The sequence below is a fragment of the Streptomyces sp. BE20 genome (assembly GCF_036322525.1).
Classification (GTDB): domain Bacteria; phylum Actinomycetota; class Actinomycetes; order Streptomycetales; family Streptomycetaceae; genus Kitasatospora.
In genome coordinates, this window is sequence record NZ_JAQYWW010000585.1 from 22,088 (window position 1) to 41,974 (window position 19,887).

A 19,887-nucleotide genomic window follows, 5' to 3' on the forward strand; every position below is an offset into this window, starting at 1 on the left:
GACAACGTGGGGGGTGGAACGGAGACCGTCGTGATCGTCCTCGGAGTCATCCTCCTCGTCATCGGGTTCGTCACCGGTGTTTCCATCCTGTGGACCATCGGCCTCGTCCTGGTTCTCATCGGTGTGGTCCTCTGGATCATGGGCGCAGTCGGCCACGAGGTCGGCGGACGCCGTCACTACTGGTAACGGGGGAGCTGTATCGAGGAGGGCCGCAGCGGTCGGGGCGAGGGGCACCGCCCCGACCGGGAACCGAAGCTCCCGTCCGACCTCGCAGCACCGTGACCGTCCTGCCCGGCGACCGTGCCGGGCGGGACGGCCGTGCCGCGGCCGAGACCGTCCGCCGGTCCTCCTTCGGCGCGGGCCGGCGCGAGGCCGAGCACCACGACGGCCACTACGGACCGGACTTCGCCCGGACCGGCGGCTGGACCTTCTGGGCCTACGGCACCATCCCCGACAACACCCGCTTCCGGGTCGCGATCGACGACCAGCCCGCCAACCCCTGGAACGGACCCCCGTCCGGTGCCCCGGCCGCCGCGCGACCTCACGTCGCGCGGCGGCCGGGGTATACCGGTCGTGCACCGTCGGGTGGCCGCGTACCCTGTCGCGGATGGAGATCCGTATCGCCTCCGACGAGGACTGGCCGACCATCTATCCGTTCTACTCCGCGATCATGGCCGAGGGCCGGTCGTACGCGTTCCCCGAGCGGCAGAGCCTGGAGGAGGCGAGGCCGTGGTGGATGGAGCCGCCGCCGGGGCGGACGGTGGTGGCCGTGGTGGACGGGGTGGTCGCGGGTTCGGCGAAGATGGGGCCGAACAAGCCCGGGCGGGGCGCGCACATCGGGACCGGCTCGTTCCTGGTCGACCCGGCGTACCAGGGGCGGGGGATCGGCCGGGCGCTCGGCGAGTACGTCGTCGCCTGGCACCGCGCGCAGGGGTTCCGCGGGATCCAGTTCAACGCGGTCGTGGAGGTCAACGAGCCCGCGGTGCACCTCTGGACGTCGCTGGGGTTCGAGGTGGTCGGCACCGTCCCGGGGACCTTCGACCACCCCGAACACGGGCTGGTCGGCCAGCATGTGATGTTCCGTCGGCTCTGACGGCCGGGCGCGCCCCGGGCGGCTCCGGAGCGACGCGGCGGGAACCGGGCCGACCGGCCCGGTTCCCGTTCACGGCTTCGCGGCGGGTGCCGCCCGGTCAGCGGCGCAGCGGGCCCTCGCAGGTGTAGTCGGTGGTGCCGGCCCGGCCGGTGGGCCAGACGTCGACCTTGCCGAACCAGCAGTTCATGTCGGCCAGGTTGTTGGCCGCGCCGCCACCGCGGGCGAGGAGGTAGTAGTCGATGGTCCCGGACATGTCCTTGCGGGTCTGCCCGGCGTCGGCGGGGTTGGTGAGGTTGGCGGTGATCCGGCCGGAGCAGGTGAACCGCATGGTGTTGTTCCAGTCGGCGTTGTCCTTGCAGACCGGCGCGTTCTGGGTCGACCGGGTGAAGGCGTCCCGCACCTCGGAGGCCCAGGCGTAGCTGAGTTGGCCGTTGGAGGTGTAGGTGGTGACGGGCACGTACAGGCCGGGGAGGCGCCCGATGGCGGCGTCGAGGTAGGCGGTGTAGTCGCGCTGGAGGCCGGTGTCCCGGCCGAGGCGGTCGCGCCAGGCGTTGTAGCCGGCGAGGTCGTCGGCGCGCAGCAGGCGGTACATCTCGGCGAGCTGGTCGGAGTGCCGTTCGCCGAGCATGTTGAAGAAGGTGGCCGCGTACGGGTAGGCGCGGAACTGGTACCCGGACCAGGTGGCGTGCAGGATCTGGTCGACCGTCAGGCGTGTCAGGCCGCCCCGGTCCTCGGCGGCGATCTGGTCGACCATGGTCCGCCGGGCCCTGACGCCGTCCTTGGAGGTCGAGCCGGCGAAGTACTCGGCGGTGCCCTCGTTCATCGTGAAGGTGGCGTCGGAGGGCCAGCGGTCGGTGTAGCCGGTCTCCGGGATGGCCCAGCGGGCGTTGAGGTAGTGGGTGTACTCGTGGCGGAACAGCTCCTCCAGGCTGAAGGTCGACTCCAGGGAGGTCCGCTGGTAGGTGTAGAAGGTCGAGGGGGCCTCCAGGAACATGCCGCCGTTCTCGACGTCGCTGATCCCGAAGAGCAGGTACTGCAGGGACTTGTAGTTGGCCTTGGTGTCGTACAGGCGCACCGTGAGGACCGGGTGGTCGTCGTCGGCGAGCGGCCGGTCGGTGCCGATCACCCGGAAGAACTGCGCCTTGACCTGCTTGGTCGCGTAGTAGAGCTGGTCGGCGGTGGCGCGGTCGAGGGGGGTGCGGACGATCAGGGTGCCGTTGTCGTAGCTGTAGGTGTGGGGGAAGACCTCCCGTTCGAGGTCGGCCCGGCAGGCGTCGTGCCCGCCGCAGATGCCGGTGTCGTTGACGAGGACGGCGATGTTGTTCCACGGGGCGCTGAGCCGGCCGAAGGTGTTCCGGAGGCTGGTGATCATCGCACCGGCGCTGGCCTTCAGTTCGGGCCTGATCGACTCGACGGCGTGGAGCCGGGAGTACTCCGACATCGCGTCGCGGACGGCCCACTCGCTCTCGGTGCCCTTGAGGTGGGTGTAGCCGGCGTACGCGCGGAGGGCCTCCCGGAAGGAGGGGGCGGCGGCCACGGCGGCCCGGTAGCGGCCCTGGTCCTCGACGACGTTGTTGATGCCCTGGAAGTTGATCTGGAGGGCGCTCTGCACCGCCCAGTTCCAGCCGCGGTCGCCGACGGCGGGGCCGCCGGGGGCGAAGGACTTCAGGACCCGCTCGGTCAGCGGCAGGCGCCCGGGGCGCAGCCTGGGTGCGGTGGAGGTCTGGAGCAGCTCGCCCATGGCGAGGCCGTTCGCGGTGGTCGGCTCGAAGACCCGCGGGTTGGCGGTGTAGGCGGCGATCGCCCGCTCGATCGCGGTGGTGGTGGTGTCGTCGTTGAAGTCGAGTTCGTCGTGGCCGTAGTCGAAGAGGACCGCGACGTGCAGGTAGTACCAGAGCCCTTGCTGGTTCAGGTTGTTGGCGGCGTCGAAGCGCGGCGCGAGGGTGCTGATCCGGTCGGCGACCGCGCGGACGTGCGCGGTGGTGAAGACCTTGGCGAGCTCCGGACGCCAGCCGCCCAGCAGCGGGCGCAGGCAGTCGTCGTAGCCGTGGGAGGGGTCGGCGAGGAAGTCCGCCAGGGCGGCCGGGCCGAGCGAGGCGAAGGCGGCCGGGGAGCAGGCCGCGCCCTGGTCGGCGGCGAGGGGGGTGGGGGCGCTCGCAGGGTCGGCGACCGGCTGCCCGGCGGTCGTCGTCGGCTGCATCGCGGCGGTGCCCGGAGCGCCCTCCGGGCCGGGGGCGCCCGGCGAAGCCTGGCCGGGTGCGTGCGCGACCTCTCCGTGGGGGCCGGTGGCCGGCTGCGGCGCCGGGGCCGCGGCGGGCGCGGGGAGGGCGGTGGTCGAGGGGGTGGCGGCCCGGGCGCTCTGGATGAGCGGGGCCGCGAGGGTGACGGCGAGTGCCGCGGAGAGCAGGACCGTGCGCAGACGTGGAGCGGTGGGGGTCACCGGGACTCCTGAAGGTGTGAGGGCGTGCTGATGGGGTGGTGCCGTGGGGTGCGCGAACCACCGCGCAGGGCCGGGGGATGGGGGAGGCGGCCGTGCACATACCCGTGCGGGCCGGTCGGTGGCGGTCGGCGGAGCCGTGCCGGAACCGGGGCGCAGCGGGGTCCGAGGTGGGGGTGAAGGAAGCCGGCGTTGGGGCGTCGACTCATCGATAAGTAAAATAGTAATGTCAAATTGCATTGCGCAAGTAGGTGTTGTGAGGAGTTCGGGCGCAGGGTAACGAGAGGGTCTCGGACTGCGGGTTCGTCGCGCAAAGGTCTTGACGCGGACTCCACGGCGGGCGTTTGCTGGCACCCGCTCAACCAGAACTGATTGGTTCTGTTTGTTTGTGTGTATTTGAACGTTCAAATCGAGGGTGAGGCCATGACGGTGCTGGTTGTGCCGGAGTATCTGCGGCAGTTCGCCGAGCCGTCCGGCTACGTCGACTTCGCGAGGTTCGGGCCGGTCTCGGCCCGGGTCGCCGAGGTGCTGGCCCGAACCGCGGGGCGGCTCCACCGCGAGGGCTGGGAGGTCCTGGAGGGCCTCGACGCGCAGACGGAGGCGGCGGCGCGGACGGCGGGCGAGGTGCTCGGCTGTGCGCCGCACGAGATCGCGTTCGTCAGCTCGACCTCGCACGGCATGTTCGCCGCCGCCCACGCGCTCGGCGCCGCCGGGCCGGCCGGCGGCACGGTGCTGATGAGCCGGTCCGACTTCCCCGGCGCGCTCTACCCCTGGCTGCGCGCGGAGGGCAACGGTGGGCTGGCGGTCCGTCAGCTGGACGGCCCGCTGACGGCGGACATCGTCCGGGCCGCCCTGGACGAGCGGGTGCACGCGGTCTCGGTCTGCGCGGTCGACGCCGCCACCGGGATCCGGGCGCCGCTTGCCGCGATCAAGGAGGCGATCGGCCCGCACCGCGTCCTGGTCGTGGACGCCATCCAGGCGCTCGGTGCCGTCGAGTTCGCTGCCGACGCGGCGGACGTGCTGGTGGCGGGTGGTCAGAAATGGCTGCGGGCCGGCTGGGGCGCCGCCGTCCTGATGGTCCGCGACCGGGTGGCCGGGCGGCTGGCCCCGGGGCTCGGCGGATGGTCCGGCGTCGTCGACCCGATCGAGGCCCCCGGTCACCCCTGCCCCGCGCGGCCGGGAGCCGTCGCGCACACCGTCACCAACCCGGACGGCCCCGCCGTCGCGGCCCTGGGCGAGGCCCTCGCCCTGGTTCGGGACGTCGGCGTCGGCCGGATCAACGCGCTGATCGGCGAGGCGCTCGACGAGCTGCTCGGCGCCGCCCGCGCCGTCGGCGCCGAGACCCTCGGCGGCGAGCGGACGGGCGGCGAGATGCCCGGCGTGAGCGGGATCGCGCGGGTCCGGCTGCCCGGCGCCGACCCCGCGGCCGTCCACCGCACACTCGCGGAGGCCGGCCTCTCGGCCACCCTGCGCGGCGGCTGGATCCGGCTGTCGCCGCACGCCAGCACCGGCCCGGCGGCGGCCGGGCTGCTGGGCGACGCGCTGCGGTCCGCCCGCACCCGCCTGACCGCCTGACCGCCTGACCGCGTGACCGTCGGCACCTGCCTGACCGCCTGACCGCCGGTATCGCCGGCACCCGCCCGACCGCCCGACCGCCCGACCGCGTGACCGTCGGCACCGTCCGACCGCGTCCGTCCACCCCCGGCGCCGCCCCCCACCCCGGGCCGGGCCTCGCGCCGCCTGCACCGCCCGTTCCGCCCGACCGGCGAACGGCCGTCGCGCCACCCGACTCGCGGACGATCCGTGCCGCCGGACCGGGTGGGGCGCCCCCACCCCGGCTCTCCGCCCACCCCACCCGCTGTTCCCGCTCGATGCCGTTCCCCCCTCCTGAAAGGCATGCCATGTCACACCTCTCCCGTCGTGACCTCCTGCGGGCCTCCGGCGCGGGCCTGCTGGCCCTCTCCGCCGGTGGCGCCCTGTCCGCCTGCGGAGGCTCCGACTCCGGCTCCTCCGGCGGGGACGCCGCCACCGGAACCATCACCGTCTGGTCCTGGACGACGGCGGCCGAGGCGCTGCGCGGTGTGGTCCCCGCGTTCGAGAAGGACAACCCCGGCATCAAGGTCGACGTCCAGGACGTCGGCAACCCGGCGATCTGGGACAAGATCACGGTCGGCCTCGCGGCCGGCGGCCAGGGCCTCGCCGACGTCCTCCACATCGGTTGCGACTACCTGCCCGGCTACCTGGAGAAGTTCCCCGGCGGCCTGGCCGACCTGTCGGCCCTCGGCGCCGACGGCTACAAGGACAAGTTCGCCCAGGGCCTCTGGCCGGCCGTCGCCGACAAGGAGGGCCGCACCCGTGCGCTCCCCTGGGAGGTCAACGCGCAGGGCTTCTTCTACCGCAACGACATGTTCGACCGGGCCGGCATCGACCCGACCACGTTCCAGACCTGGGACGACGTGCTCGCCGTGGCCGAAAAGTTCAAGGCCGCCAACCCCGGCGTCGCCCTGATCGGCATCAACAAGTCCGGCACCCCCTCCTCCGACCTCGACTTCCTGCAGTCGCTGATGCAGCAGCAGGGCGCCTTCTACTTCGACCTCAAGGGCGACATCACCGTCTCCTCGCCGGAGGCGGTCCGGGCGCTGACCCTGCTCAAGCGCCTCGACGACGCCGGCCTGATCCTCGACTCCGCCAGCGCCACCATCTGGCGCAGCCAGATCAAGGAGGGCAAGATCGGCGCCAACCCGCTGGCGTCCTGGGGCGCGCACTGGATCGAGACCAAGTTCCCCGAGCAGAGCGGCAACTGGCGCCTCACCCGGCCGCCGGCGGTCACCCCCGGCGGCAAGCGCACCGCCATCGTCAACTCCACCCACCTGGCCGTCTCCGCGACCAGCCCCCGGCGCACCGCGGCCTGGAAGTTCGTCGAGTACGCCCTCACCCGGCCGGCCTCGGTCAACTCGATGTTCTCCGCCGGCGGCGTCTTCCCCGCGCTCACCGCGGCCTACCAGGACCCGATCTACACCGCGCCCAACGCCTACTACGGCGGCCAGCCCGTCCTCAAGACCTTCACCGACCTGCTCGGCGAGGGCGGCGACGCCACCAACTACTCCGGCGACTTCGCCCGCGCCCTCAAGCTCGTCAACGACGCCCAGGCCAAGGTGCTCACCAAGGGCGCCGACCCGGCCGCGGCCCTCCAGGACGCCGCCAAGCAGCTCGCCCAGCAGACCGGACGCAAGATCAAGTGACGACCGCCCTCCGCCCCGCCGCCCCGCCCCGGGCCGCGGCGCCGCCGCCCTCCCGGCGCCGCGCGATGCTCCGCCGCCGGGCCCTGCCCTACCTGCTCCTCGCCCCCGCGCTGGTCACGTTCGGGGTGTTCAAGGCCTACCCGATCGTCTCCTCGCTGCTGCTGTCGCTGACCACCGGATCCGGCGCGAACACCCGCAACGCCGGGCTGGCCAACTACCGCAAGCTGCTGGACGATCCGCTGTTCTGGACGGCACTGGGCAACACCGCCCGGATCCTCGTCGTGCAGGTCCCGTTGATGCTCGCGCTCGCGCTCGGGCTCTCGGTCGCCCTTCACGCGGCGCTCGTCCGCTTCCGCACCGTCTGGCGGCTGGGCATCTTCATGCCGGCCGTGACGGGCCTGGTCGCCACCGGTGTGGTGTTCGCCTTCCTCCTCGACAGCGACCGCGGCGCCGTCAACAGCCTGCTCGAAGCCGTCGGCCTGTCCGGCGTCGACTGGCTCGGCGACGGCTTCTGGGCCCGGATGGCCGTCGTCATGGTCCTCACCTGGCACTACACCGGCTACAACGCCGTCATCTACCTGGCCGGCCTGCAGGGCATCCCGAAGGAGCTGTACGAGGCCGCCATGGTGGACGGCGCCGGCCCGCTGCGCCGGTTCCTCTCGATCACCGTGCCGGCGCTGCGGCCCGTCCTGCTGTTCACCGTGGTGCTCTCCACCATCGGCACCCTCCAGCTGTTCGACGAGCCGTACGTCCTCACCCGCGGCGGCCCCGACAACGCCACCCTCACCGTCTCCATGTACCTGTACGACAACGGCTTCCGCTACTTCGACTTCGGCTACGCCTCCGCCATCGCCTACGCGCTCACCCTGCTCGTCTCGGTGCTCGGCGCGGTCCAGATGCGCCTGATGGGAGAACGTGAATGACCCTGACGACGCGAGCGACCCGCGTGGCGCCCCCGGCCCCGGCGGCATCGGGGAAGGGGCTCCGCGACCGGATGCGCGGCTGGCCCACGACCCTTCTCCTGGCCGCCGTCACCGGAGTGTCCGTCGCCCCCTTCTACTGGCTGGTGATCTCCGCCACCCACAGCGACGCCGACATCTTCTCCTGGCCGCCCAAGCTGCTGCCCGGCTCCCACCTCGGCGAGAACCTCTCGCACCTGAACGCGAAGATCGGCCTCGGCCGGGTCCTCCTCAACTCCCTGCTCGTCGCCGGTGTGCAGACCCTCGGCGCGCTCGTGGTCGCGCTGCTCGCCGGCTACGCCTTCGCCAAGTTCCGGTTCCCCGGCCGGACGGTGCTGTTCGTCGTCCTGCTCTCCACCCTGGTGGTGCCGGACCAGGTGCTGCTGGTTCCGCTCTTCAAGATGATGATGTCGTTCGGCCTGATGGACAGCTACCAGGCCCTCATCCTGCCCGGCCTCTGCGTGCCCTTCGCGATCTTCCTGATGCGGCAGGCCCTGGCCGGCATGCCGGACGAACTCCTCGACGCCGCCCGGGTGGACGGCGCTGGCGAACTCCGGGTGCTGTTCGGGGTGGTCGTCCCGGTCATGCGCCCCGTCCTGGCCGCGCTGGGCATCTTCCTCTTCCTCGGTTCGTGGAACAGCTTCGTCTGGCCGCTGATCGCCCTGCGCAGCTCCGACATGCACACCCTGCCGGTCGCCCTGGCGACGCTCCACGGCATGAAGAGCAACACCGACTACGGCCTGATCCTCGCCGGGACCGCACTGTCCACCCTGCCCATGATGGTCCTCTTCCTGGCCCTTCAGCGGCAGTTCATCTCCGGCCTGCTGGCCGGCGCCACGAAAGGCTGACCATGGAACCGCCCACGAGCGAGCAGACCGAGACGACCGAGCAGACCGACCACGAGGAGATCTGGGAGCCGCACGCCCCCGCCACCACCGCCCGTCCCCGCCGGGTGGCCGCCGACGGCATCGACCTGCTGGTCACCGGCGAGGCGAGCGTCCGCACGGTGGACGAGGGCGTCATCGAGGTCACCGCCGAGGACCTCGGCGAGGTCCGGATCGAATGGCGCACGCCCTGCGTCGACGCCACCGCCTTCTGGACCCCCGAGGCCCGCGGCACCGGCTGGCTGCCCGCCGCCTGGAGCGCCCCGCGCCGGGTCACCCTCTCCCGTGGCGCCCCCGTCGCCGCCCTGATCGGCACCGGTGACACCGCGGTCTGCGCCTTCGCCGCCGACCGGGAGGACGTCCTGGCCGGCGCCGGAGTCGTGGAGGAGACCGGGGAGTTCCGGTACTGGGTCCAGGCCACCGGCCGGCTGACCGTCCGGATCGACACCTCCGGCCGGCACTACGCCCGCTGCCTGGCCGCCATCGCCGGCTGGTGGTGGTCCGGCCGGACCGCGAACGTCCCCGACGTCGCCCGCCGCCCCGCCTACTCCACCTGGTACTCGCTGCACCAGAACATCACCCCGGAGGCGGTCGAACGGCAGGCCGCCCTCGGCAAGGAACTCGGCCTCGACACGATCATCGTCGACGACGGCTGGATGACCACCGACCGCACCCGCGGCTACGCCCACTGCGGGGACTGGGAACCCCACTCCCTGCCCGACACCGCCGCCCACGTCGGCCGCGTCCACGACCTCGGCGTCCGTTACCTGCTCTGGTACGCGCTCCCGTTCATCGGCAAGGACAGCGCCGTCTGGGACGCCCTCTCCGGCTACGCGCTCACCAGCGCCGACCACATGGGTGCCGTCGTCGCGGACCCCCGCTACCCGAAGGTCCGCCGGCACCTCGCCGACAGCCTCGCCCGCGCCGTCGAGGAGTGGGGGATGGACGGGCTGAAGGTCGACTTCGTCGACTGGTTCGGCGTCCAGGACCCGCCGGCCGCCGGACCCGAGGCGGACTGCACGACCGTCGACGAGGGCCTCCACCTGCTGCTCGCCGAGATCCGCCGGCGGGTCGACGCGGCCTGCTCCGAGGGCATGATCGAGCACCGCCAGCCGTACGTCAGCCCCGGGCTCTGGCCCTACGCCACCATGATCCGGGCCACCGACTGCCCGCTCAGCCCGCAGGAGAACCGCCAGCGCACCATCGACACCCGGCTGATCGCCGGACCGCTCGCCGTCCACGCCGACATGCTGATGTGGCACCCCGCCGAGCCCCCCGAGCAGCTCGCCGTCCACCTCATCAACGTCCTCTTCGCCGTCCCGCAGATCTCCGTCGACCTCGCCGTCCAGACGCCCGCCCAGCGGGAGGCCCTCGCCTTCTGGCTCGGTGTCGTCCGCGAGCACGTCGGCACCCTGCAGCTCGGCGACCTGCGGCCGGCCCGGCCCGACCTCGGCTACCCGATGGTCACCGCGACCGGCTCCGGGACGGGCACCACCGTCGTCGCCCGCTACGCGCCGCTGCCGGTCGACGCGGGCGCCGGTGCCGGTCCGTGGCGTAGCCTGCTGGTCGCCAATGCCGACGCCGACCCCGACGTGCGCCTCGTCGGCGGCCGGGGCACGGCCGAGGCCACCGTCCAGGACGCCCGCGGGCGGACCGTCCACCAGGGGACCGTCGACCTCGTGGAGGGCGGGGTCACGGTCGTCGTCCCCCGGGGCGGACTGCTGACGCTGCGCCGCCCGGCGCAGGACCCGCACGGCGACCACTGATCCAGCGACCGGAGCACCGATGACCGAGGGAACACGCCCCGCGCGCCGCGCCACCACCATCGCGGACGTCGCCCGCGCGGCCGGCGTGTCCCGGCAGACCGTCTCCAACGCGCTCAACGCCCCGCACCGCGTCCACCCGGACACGCTCGCCCGGGTCACTGCGGCCATCGACCGGTTCGGCTACCGGCCGGACCAGTCGGCCCGCTCGCTGCGGACCGGCGAACGGCGCACCATCGGCTACCTCGCGCCGGTGGACGACCCGTTCGACCCGAACCCGCTGATGGCGGGTTTCCTGGAAGCCCTGGTGGACGCGGCCGGCGCGGAGGGTCACCGGGTCCTGCTGGTCCGCGCGGCACCGGGGGAGACGCAGACCCGGGCCGCGATCGACGACCTGGTGGCGGCCCGCCAGGTGGACGGGCTGGTCCTCGCGGACGTGCTCCCCGAGGACGCCCGGGTCGCCCACGCGGCCCGGGTCGGCGTCCCGTTCGCCTCCTTCGGCCGCACCGCGCCGGGGCTGCCCCAGCACTGGGTGGACATCGACAACGCGGCGGCCACGGCGGAGATCGCCCGCCACCTCGCGGAGCGCGGCCACCGGCGGGTCGGCTTCGTCGGCTCGGTGGTGCGGACACCCGGGGGGCCGGCCGACGGGCCGGCCGACGGGGCCGGGTCGTCCCCGCGTCCGCAGGCGGGCCCGGACGCGGGTCCGGGGTCCGTGGCGGGGGCGCCGGCGGAGCTGCCGTGGCTGGTGGCGCGCCGTGCGGGCTTCCACCGGGAGGCGCGCCGGCTCGGCCTGGAGGTCGTGCCGGTGCCGGAGGCCGGGTCGCTCCGCACCCTGCTGCGGGGCCGGGACCGGCCCACCGCCCTCGCCGCCGACAACGACCTGGCGGCCCTCGACGTCTACGAGGCCGCCCGGGCCGAGGGCCTGCTGGTCGGCCGTGACCTCGCGGTCACCGGCTTCCACGACACTCCGCTCGGCCGGCACCTGTTTCCGCCGCTCACCTCGGTCCGGCTGCCGCTGCGCGGCATCGCGGCCGCGCTGGTGGGGCTGCTCCTGGCCCAGGTGCGGGGCGAACCGGTGACCGGAGCCGGGCTCGAACTGCCCACCGAACTCGTCGTGCGGGCGAGTTCGGGCTGAGCCCGGCCCCCGGGCGGGACCCCGGCCCCGTGTGGGACCGGGCCGGGGTGGTCCCCGGGTCCGGTGTGGACCGGACCCGGGGCCGACCGCAGACCGGTCCGGCCGCACCGCCCTGCCCGCCTGGCCCTGCCGGGGCCGGAGAGCTGGACCGAGGTCAACGGCCGTGCTCGGCACCGCCGTTGACCTGGATGATCTGGGCGGTCACATGGCCGGCGGACGGCGCGGCCAGCCAGCGGGCGGTCTCCGCGACGTCGGCCGGGCGCCCGGCCCGGCGGGTGTCGGCCTGGGCGACCAGGGTCGTCTCGCGCTCGGCGGAGAGCTCGCCGCGGAAGAACTCCGTGTCGGCGACGTAGCCGGGGGCGATCACGTTCACCGTGATGCCCCGGGGGCCCAACTGGGCGGACAGGTCGTAGGCGTACGGGTGGAGGGCGGCCTTGGCGGCGCCGTAGGAGCCCGAGCCGGATCCCCGGTACGCGGCGATCGAACCGATCAGGAGGACCCGGCCGCCGGGTGCCGCGAGCCGTTCCCTGAGCGCCTCGGTGAGCAGCACGGCGGTGAGGGTGTTGGCGCGGAAGTTCTCCTGCCACTCCCGGGCCGCCCCGGCGAGAGCGTCCGGCCGGTCGGCCGGTGAGCCCAGAGCCGCGTTGCCCCCCGCGGCGTTGACCAGCACGTCGACCCGCTCCCACCGCTCGCCGATGCTCCGCGCCACCCGCCCGGCCCCGTCCGGGTCGGACAGGTCGGCCGTCAGCCCGACCGGCACCGGTGCGCCGGGATGTGCGGCGCGCAGCCGGTCGACGGCCCGGTCGAGCACCTCGGTGCGCCGTCCGACCAGGACCACCTGCTCGCCGTCGCCCGCGAAGGCCCCCGCGACGGCGTACCCGATCCCGGTGCCTCCGCCGCTCACCACCACCACCCGAGTCATCCGCCGGGCCTCCCTCGTCGTCGACGGGGACCGGTTGCCCGGTCCGGTGTCCGTGCGCGCCCGCTCGGCGCGCCCGGTCCCGCCAGCGTACTGATCACCGGCGCGGGCGCGGCGCGGTGTGCGGCGGTCTGCGGAGGATCGACACGGAGCGGTCATCCCGGTTCTCGGGAGCACGAGTTGACGTAGTGTGGACGTCACGCGGTGGACATCGAGGACCGGAGGACGCCATGCGCCGGATCGCGATCGCCGGAGCGGGTCAGGCGGGCCTCCAGCTCGCGCTGGGCCTGCTCGCGGCAGGCGGGTACGAGGTCACGGTGGTGTCGGCCCGGACGCCCGGGCAGCTGCGCGGCGGTCCGGTGCTCTCGACGCAGGCGATGTTCGGTCCGGCGCTGCGGATCGAACGGGCGGCCGGACTGGACCTGTAGGCCGGAGCGGCCCCGGCCGTCCGGAGCGTGGACGCCGTACTGGTGCCCGAACCGGCTGTTCGCGCCCTGGAGTTCACCATGACGCTGACCGAGCCCGCGCAGTCGGTCGACCAGCGGCTGAAGATGGCGCGCTGGCTGGAGCTGGTCGCCGAGCGCGGCGGCCGGGTCGAGTACCGGAGCCTGGACCGGCCCGGTCTGCGGCGGGTGGCCGAGGCGCACGAGCTGACGGTCGTCGCCGTCGGCCGGGGCGGACTGTCCGGGATCTTCGCGCCGGACACCGCCCGCTCGCCGTTCGACGCGCCGCAGCGCACGCTGGCCGCGCTGTACGCGCACGGGGTCGGCACACCCGATCCGTCGGCCGGGCCGAGGGCGCGGATGCACGCCGTCCCCGGCGTCGGGGAGCTGTACCTCCAGCCGGCGCTGACCCTGTCGGGCCCGTGCGACATCCTGCTCTGGGAGGCCGTCCCCGGCAGCCCGACCGTCCCGCCCGTCAGTTGCCGTCGCCGACCCGCAGCTCGGTGGCGATCTGGCGGCGCCCGGCGACCAGGGCCTCGGCGAGGACCCCGGCCGCGACCAGCGCGGCGAGGCCGAGCGTCGGCGGCACCACGGCCCAGCCGCTCACCGGCAGGCCCGGCGGCACGCGGGTGCCGAGCAGGGCGGAGAGGTCGAAGACCGGCCCGAGCACGGCGACGGCGGTCAGCGCCGCCAGTGCGCCGCCGGCCGCGGCGAGCAGCGTCTGGGGCAGCGTCTCGGTGAGGATGAGGGCCATCCCCTGCCGGGGACGCAGGCCCATGGTGCGCAGCCGGGCCAGCGACGCGGCGCGGTCGGGGGCGGCCCGGAGCAGGGTGAGCAGCACGGCGAGCAGGGCGAACGCCCCGGCCCCGGCCGTGGCGGCCCGGAAGATCCGCGAGGCGGCGTGCTGGAGGGGGTCGGTGGTGAGCTCGGCGACGAACTCCTCACTGGTGTACATCAGGTACCCCTCGGGGAGGGAGTCGGCGTTCGGTCCGGCGGGCCGGATGCCGGTGAGCCTCGCCGTGTCGGCGACGATCTCGGTCACCGGCAGCTGGTGCGCCAGCCGCCGCACGGCGTCCGCGTCGATGTCGCCGACGGCGTACCAGTAGGTGCGGCGGGCGAGTTCGGGCAGCAGGGCGACGGCCGGTCCGGCCGGGAGGACCACGAACGGGCGGGTCGAGTCGCGCAGCGCGGGGGTGGCGTCGACGGTGGCGGTCCGGGCGGCGGAGATCTCGCCGTTGCTGCCGAAGCGGAGCCGGCGGGCGTCGGCGTCGCCGCCGAGCGCGGCGACCAGGCCGGCGGAGTACAGCGCGGGGACGGGGGTGTCCGGTGGGCCGGACGGCTCGGGGACCCCGCCCGCAGGGGCCGCCGCCGCGGCGCCGCCGAGCCTCTCCGGGTCGAAGACCCCCCGGCCGAGCGAGCGCGAGATGGCGGCGTAGGCGACCGGGTCGACCACCACGGCGGTGATCGTGAGCGGGCGGTCGCCGGGCCGGAGCACGACGGCGTCGGTCTCCAGGAAGACGGCGGTGGCGGCCGTGACCCCGGGCAGGGCGCCGGCGGCGGCGGTGAAGGAGTCCGGCAGGGTGACGCCGGTCGGTCCGCTCAGCATGACGTCGCCGCCGACGGCGACGCGCGAGCTGCGCACCCGGCCGGAGTCGACCGCGTCGATCATGTCGGCCCCGAAGCCGGCCGTGGTGACGGCGAGCAGCAGGGCGAACACCGGGAGGACGGTGGGGCGCGGGCGGTCGCCGGTGCCGCGCGCGGCGCGGGCCAGGCCGAGGAAGCCGACGACGCCGCGCCGCCGTCCGACCAGCCGGGCCAGCGAGCCGACCAGCAGCGGCTGGATGCGCGCGATCAGCAGACCGGCGGCGAGCGCGATCAGCAGCGGGGTGGTGACCACCAGCGGATCGAGGCCGCTGCCGGCCGGGGTGACGCCGCGCCGCCTGACCTCGGCGACGGCCGCCACCGTGACGGCCAGTACGGCGAGTTCGCCGACCAGCCGGCGCCGGCCGTCGGTCGGGCGGGGGCCGGAGAGCAGCATCGCGGCGCGCAGCGGGAAGGCGACCAGGGAGACCAGCGCCACGGTCGTGCCGGCCAGCACGGAGGCGCCCCAGCGCGGGGTCGGCAGCAGCAGGAGGGCGAGCGCCAGGCCCAGGCCGGCGGCGGGGAGCACCGTCACGGCGCCCTCGCCGAGCAGCCGGCGCAGCACGCCGCCCTGCGAGCCGCCGCGGGCCCGGAGCAGCCGGATCTCCGCGGTGCGCCGGTCGGCGGCCAGTGCGGCGGCCAGGAGGAGCACCACCGCGACGACCCCGGCGAGCCCGGCCGGGCCGATCGCCGCCAGCGGGGCGGCGGCCTCCCGGCGTTCGCTGGCCAGGGTGAACAGCTGGGGCAGCAGGGAGACGGTGCGCAGGTCGGGCCGGCCGGTGGTGGTCATCAGGCCGGCGGCGGTCGGCCCGGTCAGGTAGGAGTTGATCTCGGTCTCGGCCCGGGGGAGCCGGTCCACGCGCAGCGAGTCCGGGTCGACCGGTTGCCGCCAGAAGGCGTGCCCGCCCCGGGCCCACTCGACGAGCCGGGTCAGCGACTCGTCGCCGACGACGCCGGTGGTCTGCCAGGCGCGCAGCTTCTCGTTGGTGAGGGGGAGTTCCAGGCAGCCGCGGGTCACGCAGCCAAGGTCGGTCCAGTACGGGTCGGCCTCGTCGTGGGCGGAGTAGAAACCGACGACCTCGACACCCAGCTCCGGCGCGGGGTTGCCGAACTCCTCGGTGAGCACGTCGCCCAGGTGGATGCTCAGCTTCTCGGCGGCGTGCGCCGAGACCGCGATCGGCAGCGGCCGGTCGCGCGGGGCGCCGGTCGGCCACCGGCCGGCGACCAGGGTGGTGTGCTCGGAGATCTTCGCCAGGTTGAGCAGCCGCAGCGACGGCGAGAGGCCGTCGGGGCGGGCGAGGCCCGGGTTGCCGAGGGGCGTGGGTTTGGCGCCGAACACGCCGTAGACCGGGCCGCTGTCGGCGATGCGGAACTCTCCGCCGGTCCGGGAGGCGAGGTCGGCGGCGACCGCGGCCAGGGCGGCGGTGTCGTCGCCGTCCCGGATCTCGGAGGTGGTGTACAGGCTGGTCCCGCTCGCGTTGCGGGAGTGCAGGAAGTCGCGCAGGGCCGCGTCCGCGCCGAGGTCCACGGCCCGGGGCAGCGCCGCGGTGAGGAACACGGCGGCGAGGACCAGGACGGCGTTGAGGACGGCCGTGGACCGTGCGGACCGCAGCCGGGTGCGGACCCACGGCGCGGGCAGGTGCTCGACGCGGACCGGTTCGAGGGTCTGGCCTTGCATCCCGCGTCTCCTGCCCCCGTACGCCCCGCTCCCGTGCACGGACGCCACACCGATTCCGGTGTCGGACCACCGGATAGCGGACGATGCTGTCAGATCCGTGTACGGAACGGAAGGTCCGTTCGGGCAGGAAGACCGGCCCCTCCGGTCGGGCTGTCGGAGGCGTCCTCTAGGTTCTGGGGTGTCGAGGGGCGGACCGCCGTAGGCCGCCGCACCGACCGCGCGGCCTCGCGCGGGACCGCGCCACACCGCGCCCGGAAGGGGCCCACGCCATGCCAGCCACCGCCGCCGAGCAGTCGACCTACCTGGAGCTGTCCGAGGACACCGGCAGCGCCCACAAGTTCTACGAGGTCCGGGTCGCGGGGGTGGACGTGACCGTCACCTACGGCCGGATCGGCGAGGGCGGCCAGACCAAGACCACCGCCTACCCGTCGCCGGAGAAGGCCGCGGCGGCCGCCGCCAAGAAGATCGGGGAGAAGGTCCGCAAGGGCTACGCCCCGGCGGTGCGCGGGGTGCGCCAGGCCCGGGCGGTGACGCGGCGGGCGATCGTCAGCTCCCGCTCGACGGCCACTCAGGCGCCGGTGCTGTGGCGGTTCCGCTCCGGCGCGGCAGCGTTCGGCATCTTCGTCGGCGAGGAGCACGCCTGGGTGGGCAACGAGCGCGGCGACGTCTACACGCTGACCCACGACGGCCGGGTGACCGGCCGCTACGGGCTGCCCGACGGGGTCAAGTGCATCGTGGCGGACGACTGGTGGATCTACGCGGGCTGCGACGACGGCAAGGTGTACGACCTCGGCGGCAAGGTGCCGCGGGTGGCGTACGAGATAGCCGAGGACGTCGACATCTACTGGCTGGACATCCACGACGGCGTGCTCGGCGTGGCCGACGCGCGCGGCGGGATCACCACCGTCGACCACGAGGACGAGTTCCAGTGGCGGCGCAAGGCCGAGGGCACCGACGGCTGGATGGTGCGCTGCGACGCGGACGGCGTCTACCACGGGCACTCGCGCGGGGTGGCCCGGTACGCGGCGCGCGGCGGGGAGCCGGTCTGGCACGCCCGCACCGACGGCGCCGTGCTGTTCGGCTGGCAGGAGCCGGACGAGGTGTTCGCCGGGACGTCGCGCGGCTCGGTCCACCGGCTGCGGAAGGCGGACGGCTCCGAGGTCGCCCGCTACCGCTGCGACGCGGCCGTGTTCTCCTGCGCCGCTTCGCCCGACGGCCGGTACGTCTTCGCGGGGGACAACCACTCCTCGGTGTACTGCTTCGCGGCCGACGGCACCCGGCTGTGGAAGCTGGGCACCGGCTGCGGTTCGGCGTACAGCATGCAGTACCGCGACGGCCGGCTGTACCTGGTGACCACGGACGGCTCGCTGGTCTGCCTGGACGCGAGCGAGACGGCGGTGCGCGAGGCGGAGGAGGGCCGGCTGCCGCACGCCGCCGAGGTGGACGGCGACGGCTGGACGGCCGCGGTGGCCGGGGCGGAGATCGAGGCGGTGACCGCCGGATCGGCGGGCGCGGCCGGCGGCGTCGAGGTGGAGTGCGTGCAGGACGGTGTCCGGCTGCGGGTGCGGGTGGTCTCGGCGGGCTTCGACCCGAGCCGGCGGGTGCAGTTCCCGAAGGACATCCGGGTGCCGGGCGCGCGCTACCTGGTGGCCGAGGTGCTGGAGTCGGGCAACGGCGCGTTCTACCGGGCGCGCGGAGACATCAAGCGTCTGCTCTGACGTGGATTCCGTTCATCCGGCGGACCGTTGACAGCCCGTCGCGGGCCTCGGTGTAATGCGGTGGCCGGGTGTGTGCCGGGTGTGTGCCGGGTGCGCGTCACGAGGGCTGCCACGTGGCTGCGCGGCACACCGACCGCTTCGGGCTCGCCCGGGGGGAAGGCAGGATGTCATGGGTGCGGAGACTGCGGTGGCGGCGGGATCCGTCGGACTGAACTCCCGGATGGCCGCGCTGTACGAGCGGGACCTGACCTGCCGGTCGCTGGGCATCACGCTGGACGAGGTGGCCACCGGGCGGGCGCTGATGCGGATGACGGTGGCCCCGGCCATGGTCAACGGCCACGGGACCGCCCACGGCGGCTACCTCTTCCTGCTCGCCGACGCGGCGTTCTCCTACGCCTGCAACAGCTACGGACCGGTGACGGTGGCGCAGGCCGCGCAGGTGACCTTCCTGGCGCCGGCCGCGGTCGGCGACGAGCTGGTCGCCGAGGCGCTCGAACGGGCCCGGTCCGGGCGCACCGGCGTCTACGACGTGACGGTGCGGACCTCGGCCGGGAGGACCGTCGCGGAGTTCCGCGGCCAGAGCGTGATGCTGGCCGGGAAGCCGCTGACGGGCTGACGGCGCACGGGCCGACCTGGCGGGGGGACCGCCCGGCCGGCCTGGCCGGGCGTCAGGCCGGCGGGCGCTCGTCCACCACCTGCTGGAGCTTGCCGGTGCGCGGGTTGGTGACCAGCTCGGCGCGCGGCACCCACTCGACGGTGAGGTGGTGGATCGCGCCGTCCGCCACGTCGTGCGGGTAGAGCGGGCGGGCCGCGTACACGGCGCCGATGAGCCGCTCGCCCAGCTCGGCCGGGGGGAGCTCCTCGGTGTAGCCGAGCCGGAGGATCAGGCCGTCCTTGCCGTCCCACCGGCGCTGCACCAGCTGGATGCCGGAGATCACCTGGTCCGGGTCGGCGGCGACCAGCACCGCGCGGATCTCCTCGGTCGGCATCGCGACGGTGCCGATCCGGGCGCCCTCGACCGACCGGCCGACCAGCCGGAACCGTCCGCGCTCCGGGTCGACCCACTCGGCACGGTCACCGGTGGGGTAGCGCAGGATCGGCATCAGGGTGCGGAACAGGTTGGTGACCACCACCCGGCCGGGCACCCCCGGGGCGGTGATCGGCTCGCCGGTCACGTCGTCGACCAGCTCGACGACCGTGCGGTTCGGGAACGCCTCGTGCACCCGGACGTCGTCGCCCGGCACCGGCGCGCCGACCAGCCCGGCGTCCACCGAGGCGTAGCCGATCGAGGCGACGGCCGCCTTGGGGAAGGCCCGGGAGAGGATCGGCCGCAGGTCGGCGAAGAGCAGGTCGCCGCCGAAGAGCAGTAGTTCGACGCGCTCGGCGACCTGTCCGTGCTTCACCAGGTACTCGGCGACCGAGCTGAGCTTCATCGGCTCGCCCGCCAGCACGTCGACGCCGAAGTCCTCGATCAGTCCGGCCACGTACGCGTCCGGTGCGGCGCCGACGGGCAGCCGGACGTTGTCCACCGGGGCGTGGTGCAGGGCGTTCTCGATGTAGAGGAAGCCGCCGTAGAGCTCGCCGGCCCAGAACAGGTTGGCGACCCGGTGGCCGGGCTTGAGGCCGGCCTGGACCAGGCCCGCGCCGAAGGCGGTGACGGAGTCGGCGTGCTCGGTGCGCGACCAGGGCGAGAACTTGGGGACGCCGGTGGTGCCGCCGGTCTTGTAGACGCCCGCGTCGAGCAGCGGACCGGTCAGCAGGCGGTTCTCCGGCCACGAGTTGGCGGCCCAGAAGGCGGTCTGCTCGATGACGGGGAGCTGCGTGAGGTGCTCGATGCGGTCCGGCAGACCGCGGTACAGCTCCGCGTAGAAGGGGGAGTTCCTCCGGGCGAAGTCGACCAGGTCGGGCAGCGGTTTGGCGGGCACGGTACTTCTCCTGACTGCGGGGGGCGGGATCATTGCCGGGGGCCGGG

General features: G+C 74.3%; 15 protein-coding genes and 1 pseudogene. 12 read left to right on the plus strand and 4 right to left on the minus strand.

The genetic code is table 11. From position 1 onward, the window contains the following. Nucleotides 1–30: 30 nt before the first annotated feature. A complete protein-coding gene (locus PUR61_RS10570; protein WP_329878134.1) occupies nt 31–186 on the plus strand; it encodes a DUF6131 family protein in 156 nt (51 codons plus the stop codon). 421 nt (nt 187–607) lie between these two features. After that, a complete protein-coding gene (locus PUR61_RS10575) occupies nt 608–1,093 on the plus strand; it encodes a GNAT family N-acetyltransferase (RefSeq protein ID WP_329878135.1) in 486 nt (161 codons plus the stop codon). Nucleotides 1,094–1,190: 97 nt separating this feature from the next. On the opposite strand, the gene PUR61_RS10580 is transcribed toward PUR61_RS10575, so the two are convergent. Beyond that, on the minus strand, nt 1,191–3,533 hold the full coding sequence (locus PUR61_RS10580; protein ID WP_329878137.1) for a collagenase: 2,343 nt from the start codon (nt 3,531–3,533) through the stop codon (nt 1,191–1,193). A gap of 420 nt (nt 3,534–3,953) precedes the next feature. Between PUR61_RS10580 and PUR61_RS10585 the strand changes: the two genes are divergently transcribed. The 6 genes from PUR61_RS10585 (at nt 3,954) to PUR61_RS10610 (ending at nt 11,516) form a co-directional block, all read left to right on the plus strand. Then, a complete protein-coding gene (locus PUR61_RS10585) occupies nt 3,954–5,105 on the plus strand; it encodes an aminotransferase class V-fold PLP-dependent enzyme (protein ID WP_329878139.1) in 1,152 nt (383 codons plus the stop codon). A gap of 326 nt (nt 5,106–5,431) precedes the next feature. After that, entirely contained in the window at nt 5,432–6,772 is a 1,341-nt protein-coding gene (locus tag PUR61_RS10590) for an ABC transporter substrate-binding protein (protein ID WP_329878141.1), read from the plus strand. A 65-nt stretch (nt 6,773–6,837) separates the two neighbouring features. Continuing rightward, nucleotides 6,838–7,695: a carbohydrate ABC transporter permease gene (locus PUR61_RS10595; RefSeq protein WP_380361815.1), complete on the plus strand. Its 858-nt coding sequence runs from the start codon at nt 6,838–6,840 to the stop codon at nt 7,693–7,695. A gap of 71 nt (nt 7,696–7,766) precedes the next feature. After that, nucleotides 7,767–8,579: a carbohydrate ABC transporter permease gene (locus PUR61_RS10600; protein WP_329878145.1), complete on the plus strand. Its 813-nt coding sequence runs from the start codon at nt 7,767–7,769 to the stop codon at nt 8,577–8,579. A gap of 2 nt (nt 8,580–8,581) precedes the next feature. Next, on the plus strand, nt 8,582–10,381 hold the full coding sequence (locus PUR61_RS10605; RefSeq protein WP_329878147.1) for a glycoside hydrolase family 36 protein: 1,800 nt from the start codon (nt 8,582–8,584) through the stop codon (nt 10,379–10,381). Nucleotides 10,382–10,400: 19 nt separating this feature from the next. Further along, on the plus strand, nt 10,401–11,516 hold the full coding sequence (locus PUR61_RS10610) for a LacI family DNA-binding transcriptional regulator (protein ID WP_329878149.1): 1,116 nt from the start codon (nt 10,401–10,403) through the stop codon (nt 11,514–11,516). Nucleotides 11,517–11,670: 154 nt separating this feature from the next. On the opposite strand, the gene PUR61_RS10615 is transcribed toward PUR61_RS10610, so the two are convergent. Next, complete coding sequence (locus tag PUR61_RS10615; RefSeq protein ID WP_329878152.1) at nt 11,671–12,438, minus strand: SDR family NAD(P)-dependent oxidoreductase; 768 nt, start codon at nt 12,436–12,438, stop codon at nt 11,671–11,673. A gap of 227 nt (nt 12,439–12,665) precedes the next feature. Between PUR61_RS10615 and PUR61_RS10620 the strand changes: the two genes are divergently transcribed. Then, a complete protein-coding gene (locus tag PUR61_RS10620) occupies nt 12,666–12,863 on the plus strand; it encodes an NAD(P)-binding domain-containing protein (RefSeq protein WP_329878154.1) in 198 nt (65 codons plus the stop codon). A gap of 123 nt (nt 12,864–12,986) precedes the next feature. After that, nucleotides 12,987–13,331: pseudogene (locus PUR61_RS45280) on the plus strand (styrene monooxygenase/indole monooxygenase family protein); the annotation flags it as partial. A gap of 22 nt (nt 13,332–13,353) precedes the next feature. On the opposite strand, the gene PUR61_RS10625 reads toward PUR61_RS45280, so the two are convergent. Further along, on the minus strand, nt 13,354–16,197 hold the full coding sequence (locus PUR61_RS10625; protein ID WP_329878156.1) for a hypothetical protein: 2,844 nt from the start codon (nt 16,195–16,197) through the stop codon (nt 13,354–13,356). A gap of 269 nt (nt 16,198–16,466) precedes the next feature. Here PUR61_RS10625 and PUR61_RS10630 point away from each other — a divergent pair, with 269 nt between their 5' ends. Both PUR61_RS10630 and paaI read left to right on the plus strand, forming a co-directional pair. Beyond that, on the plus strand, nt 16,467–17,915 hold the full coding sequence (locus tag PUR61_RS10630) for a WGR domain-containing protein (RefSeq protein ID WP_329878158.1): 1,449 nt from the start codon (nt 16,467–16,469) through the stop codon (nt 17,913–17,915). A gap of 169 nt (nt 17,916–18,084) precedes the next feature. Next, nucleotides 18,085–18,531: a hydroxyphenylacetyl-CoA thioesterase PaaI gene (paaI, locus tag PUR61_RS10635; RefSeq protein WP_443035148.1), complete on the plus strand. Its 447-nt coding sequence runs from the start codon at nt 18,085–18,087 to the stop codon at nt 18,529–18,531. A 52-nt stretch (nt 18,532–18,583) separates the two neighbouring features. Here paaI and PUR61_RS10640 read toward each other — a convergent pair whose 3' ends face one another. Next, nucleotides 18,584–19,840 carry a phenylacetate--CoA ligase family protein gene (locus PUR61_RS10640; RefSeq protein ID WP_329878160.1) on the minus strand — a complete coding sequence of 419 codons (1,257 nt, stop codon included), beginning with the start codon at nt 19,838–19,840 and terminating at the stop codon, nt 18,584–18,586. Nucleotides 19,841–19,887: the final 47 nt, after the last annotated feature.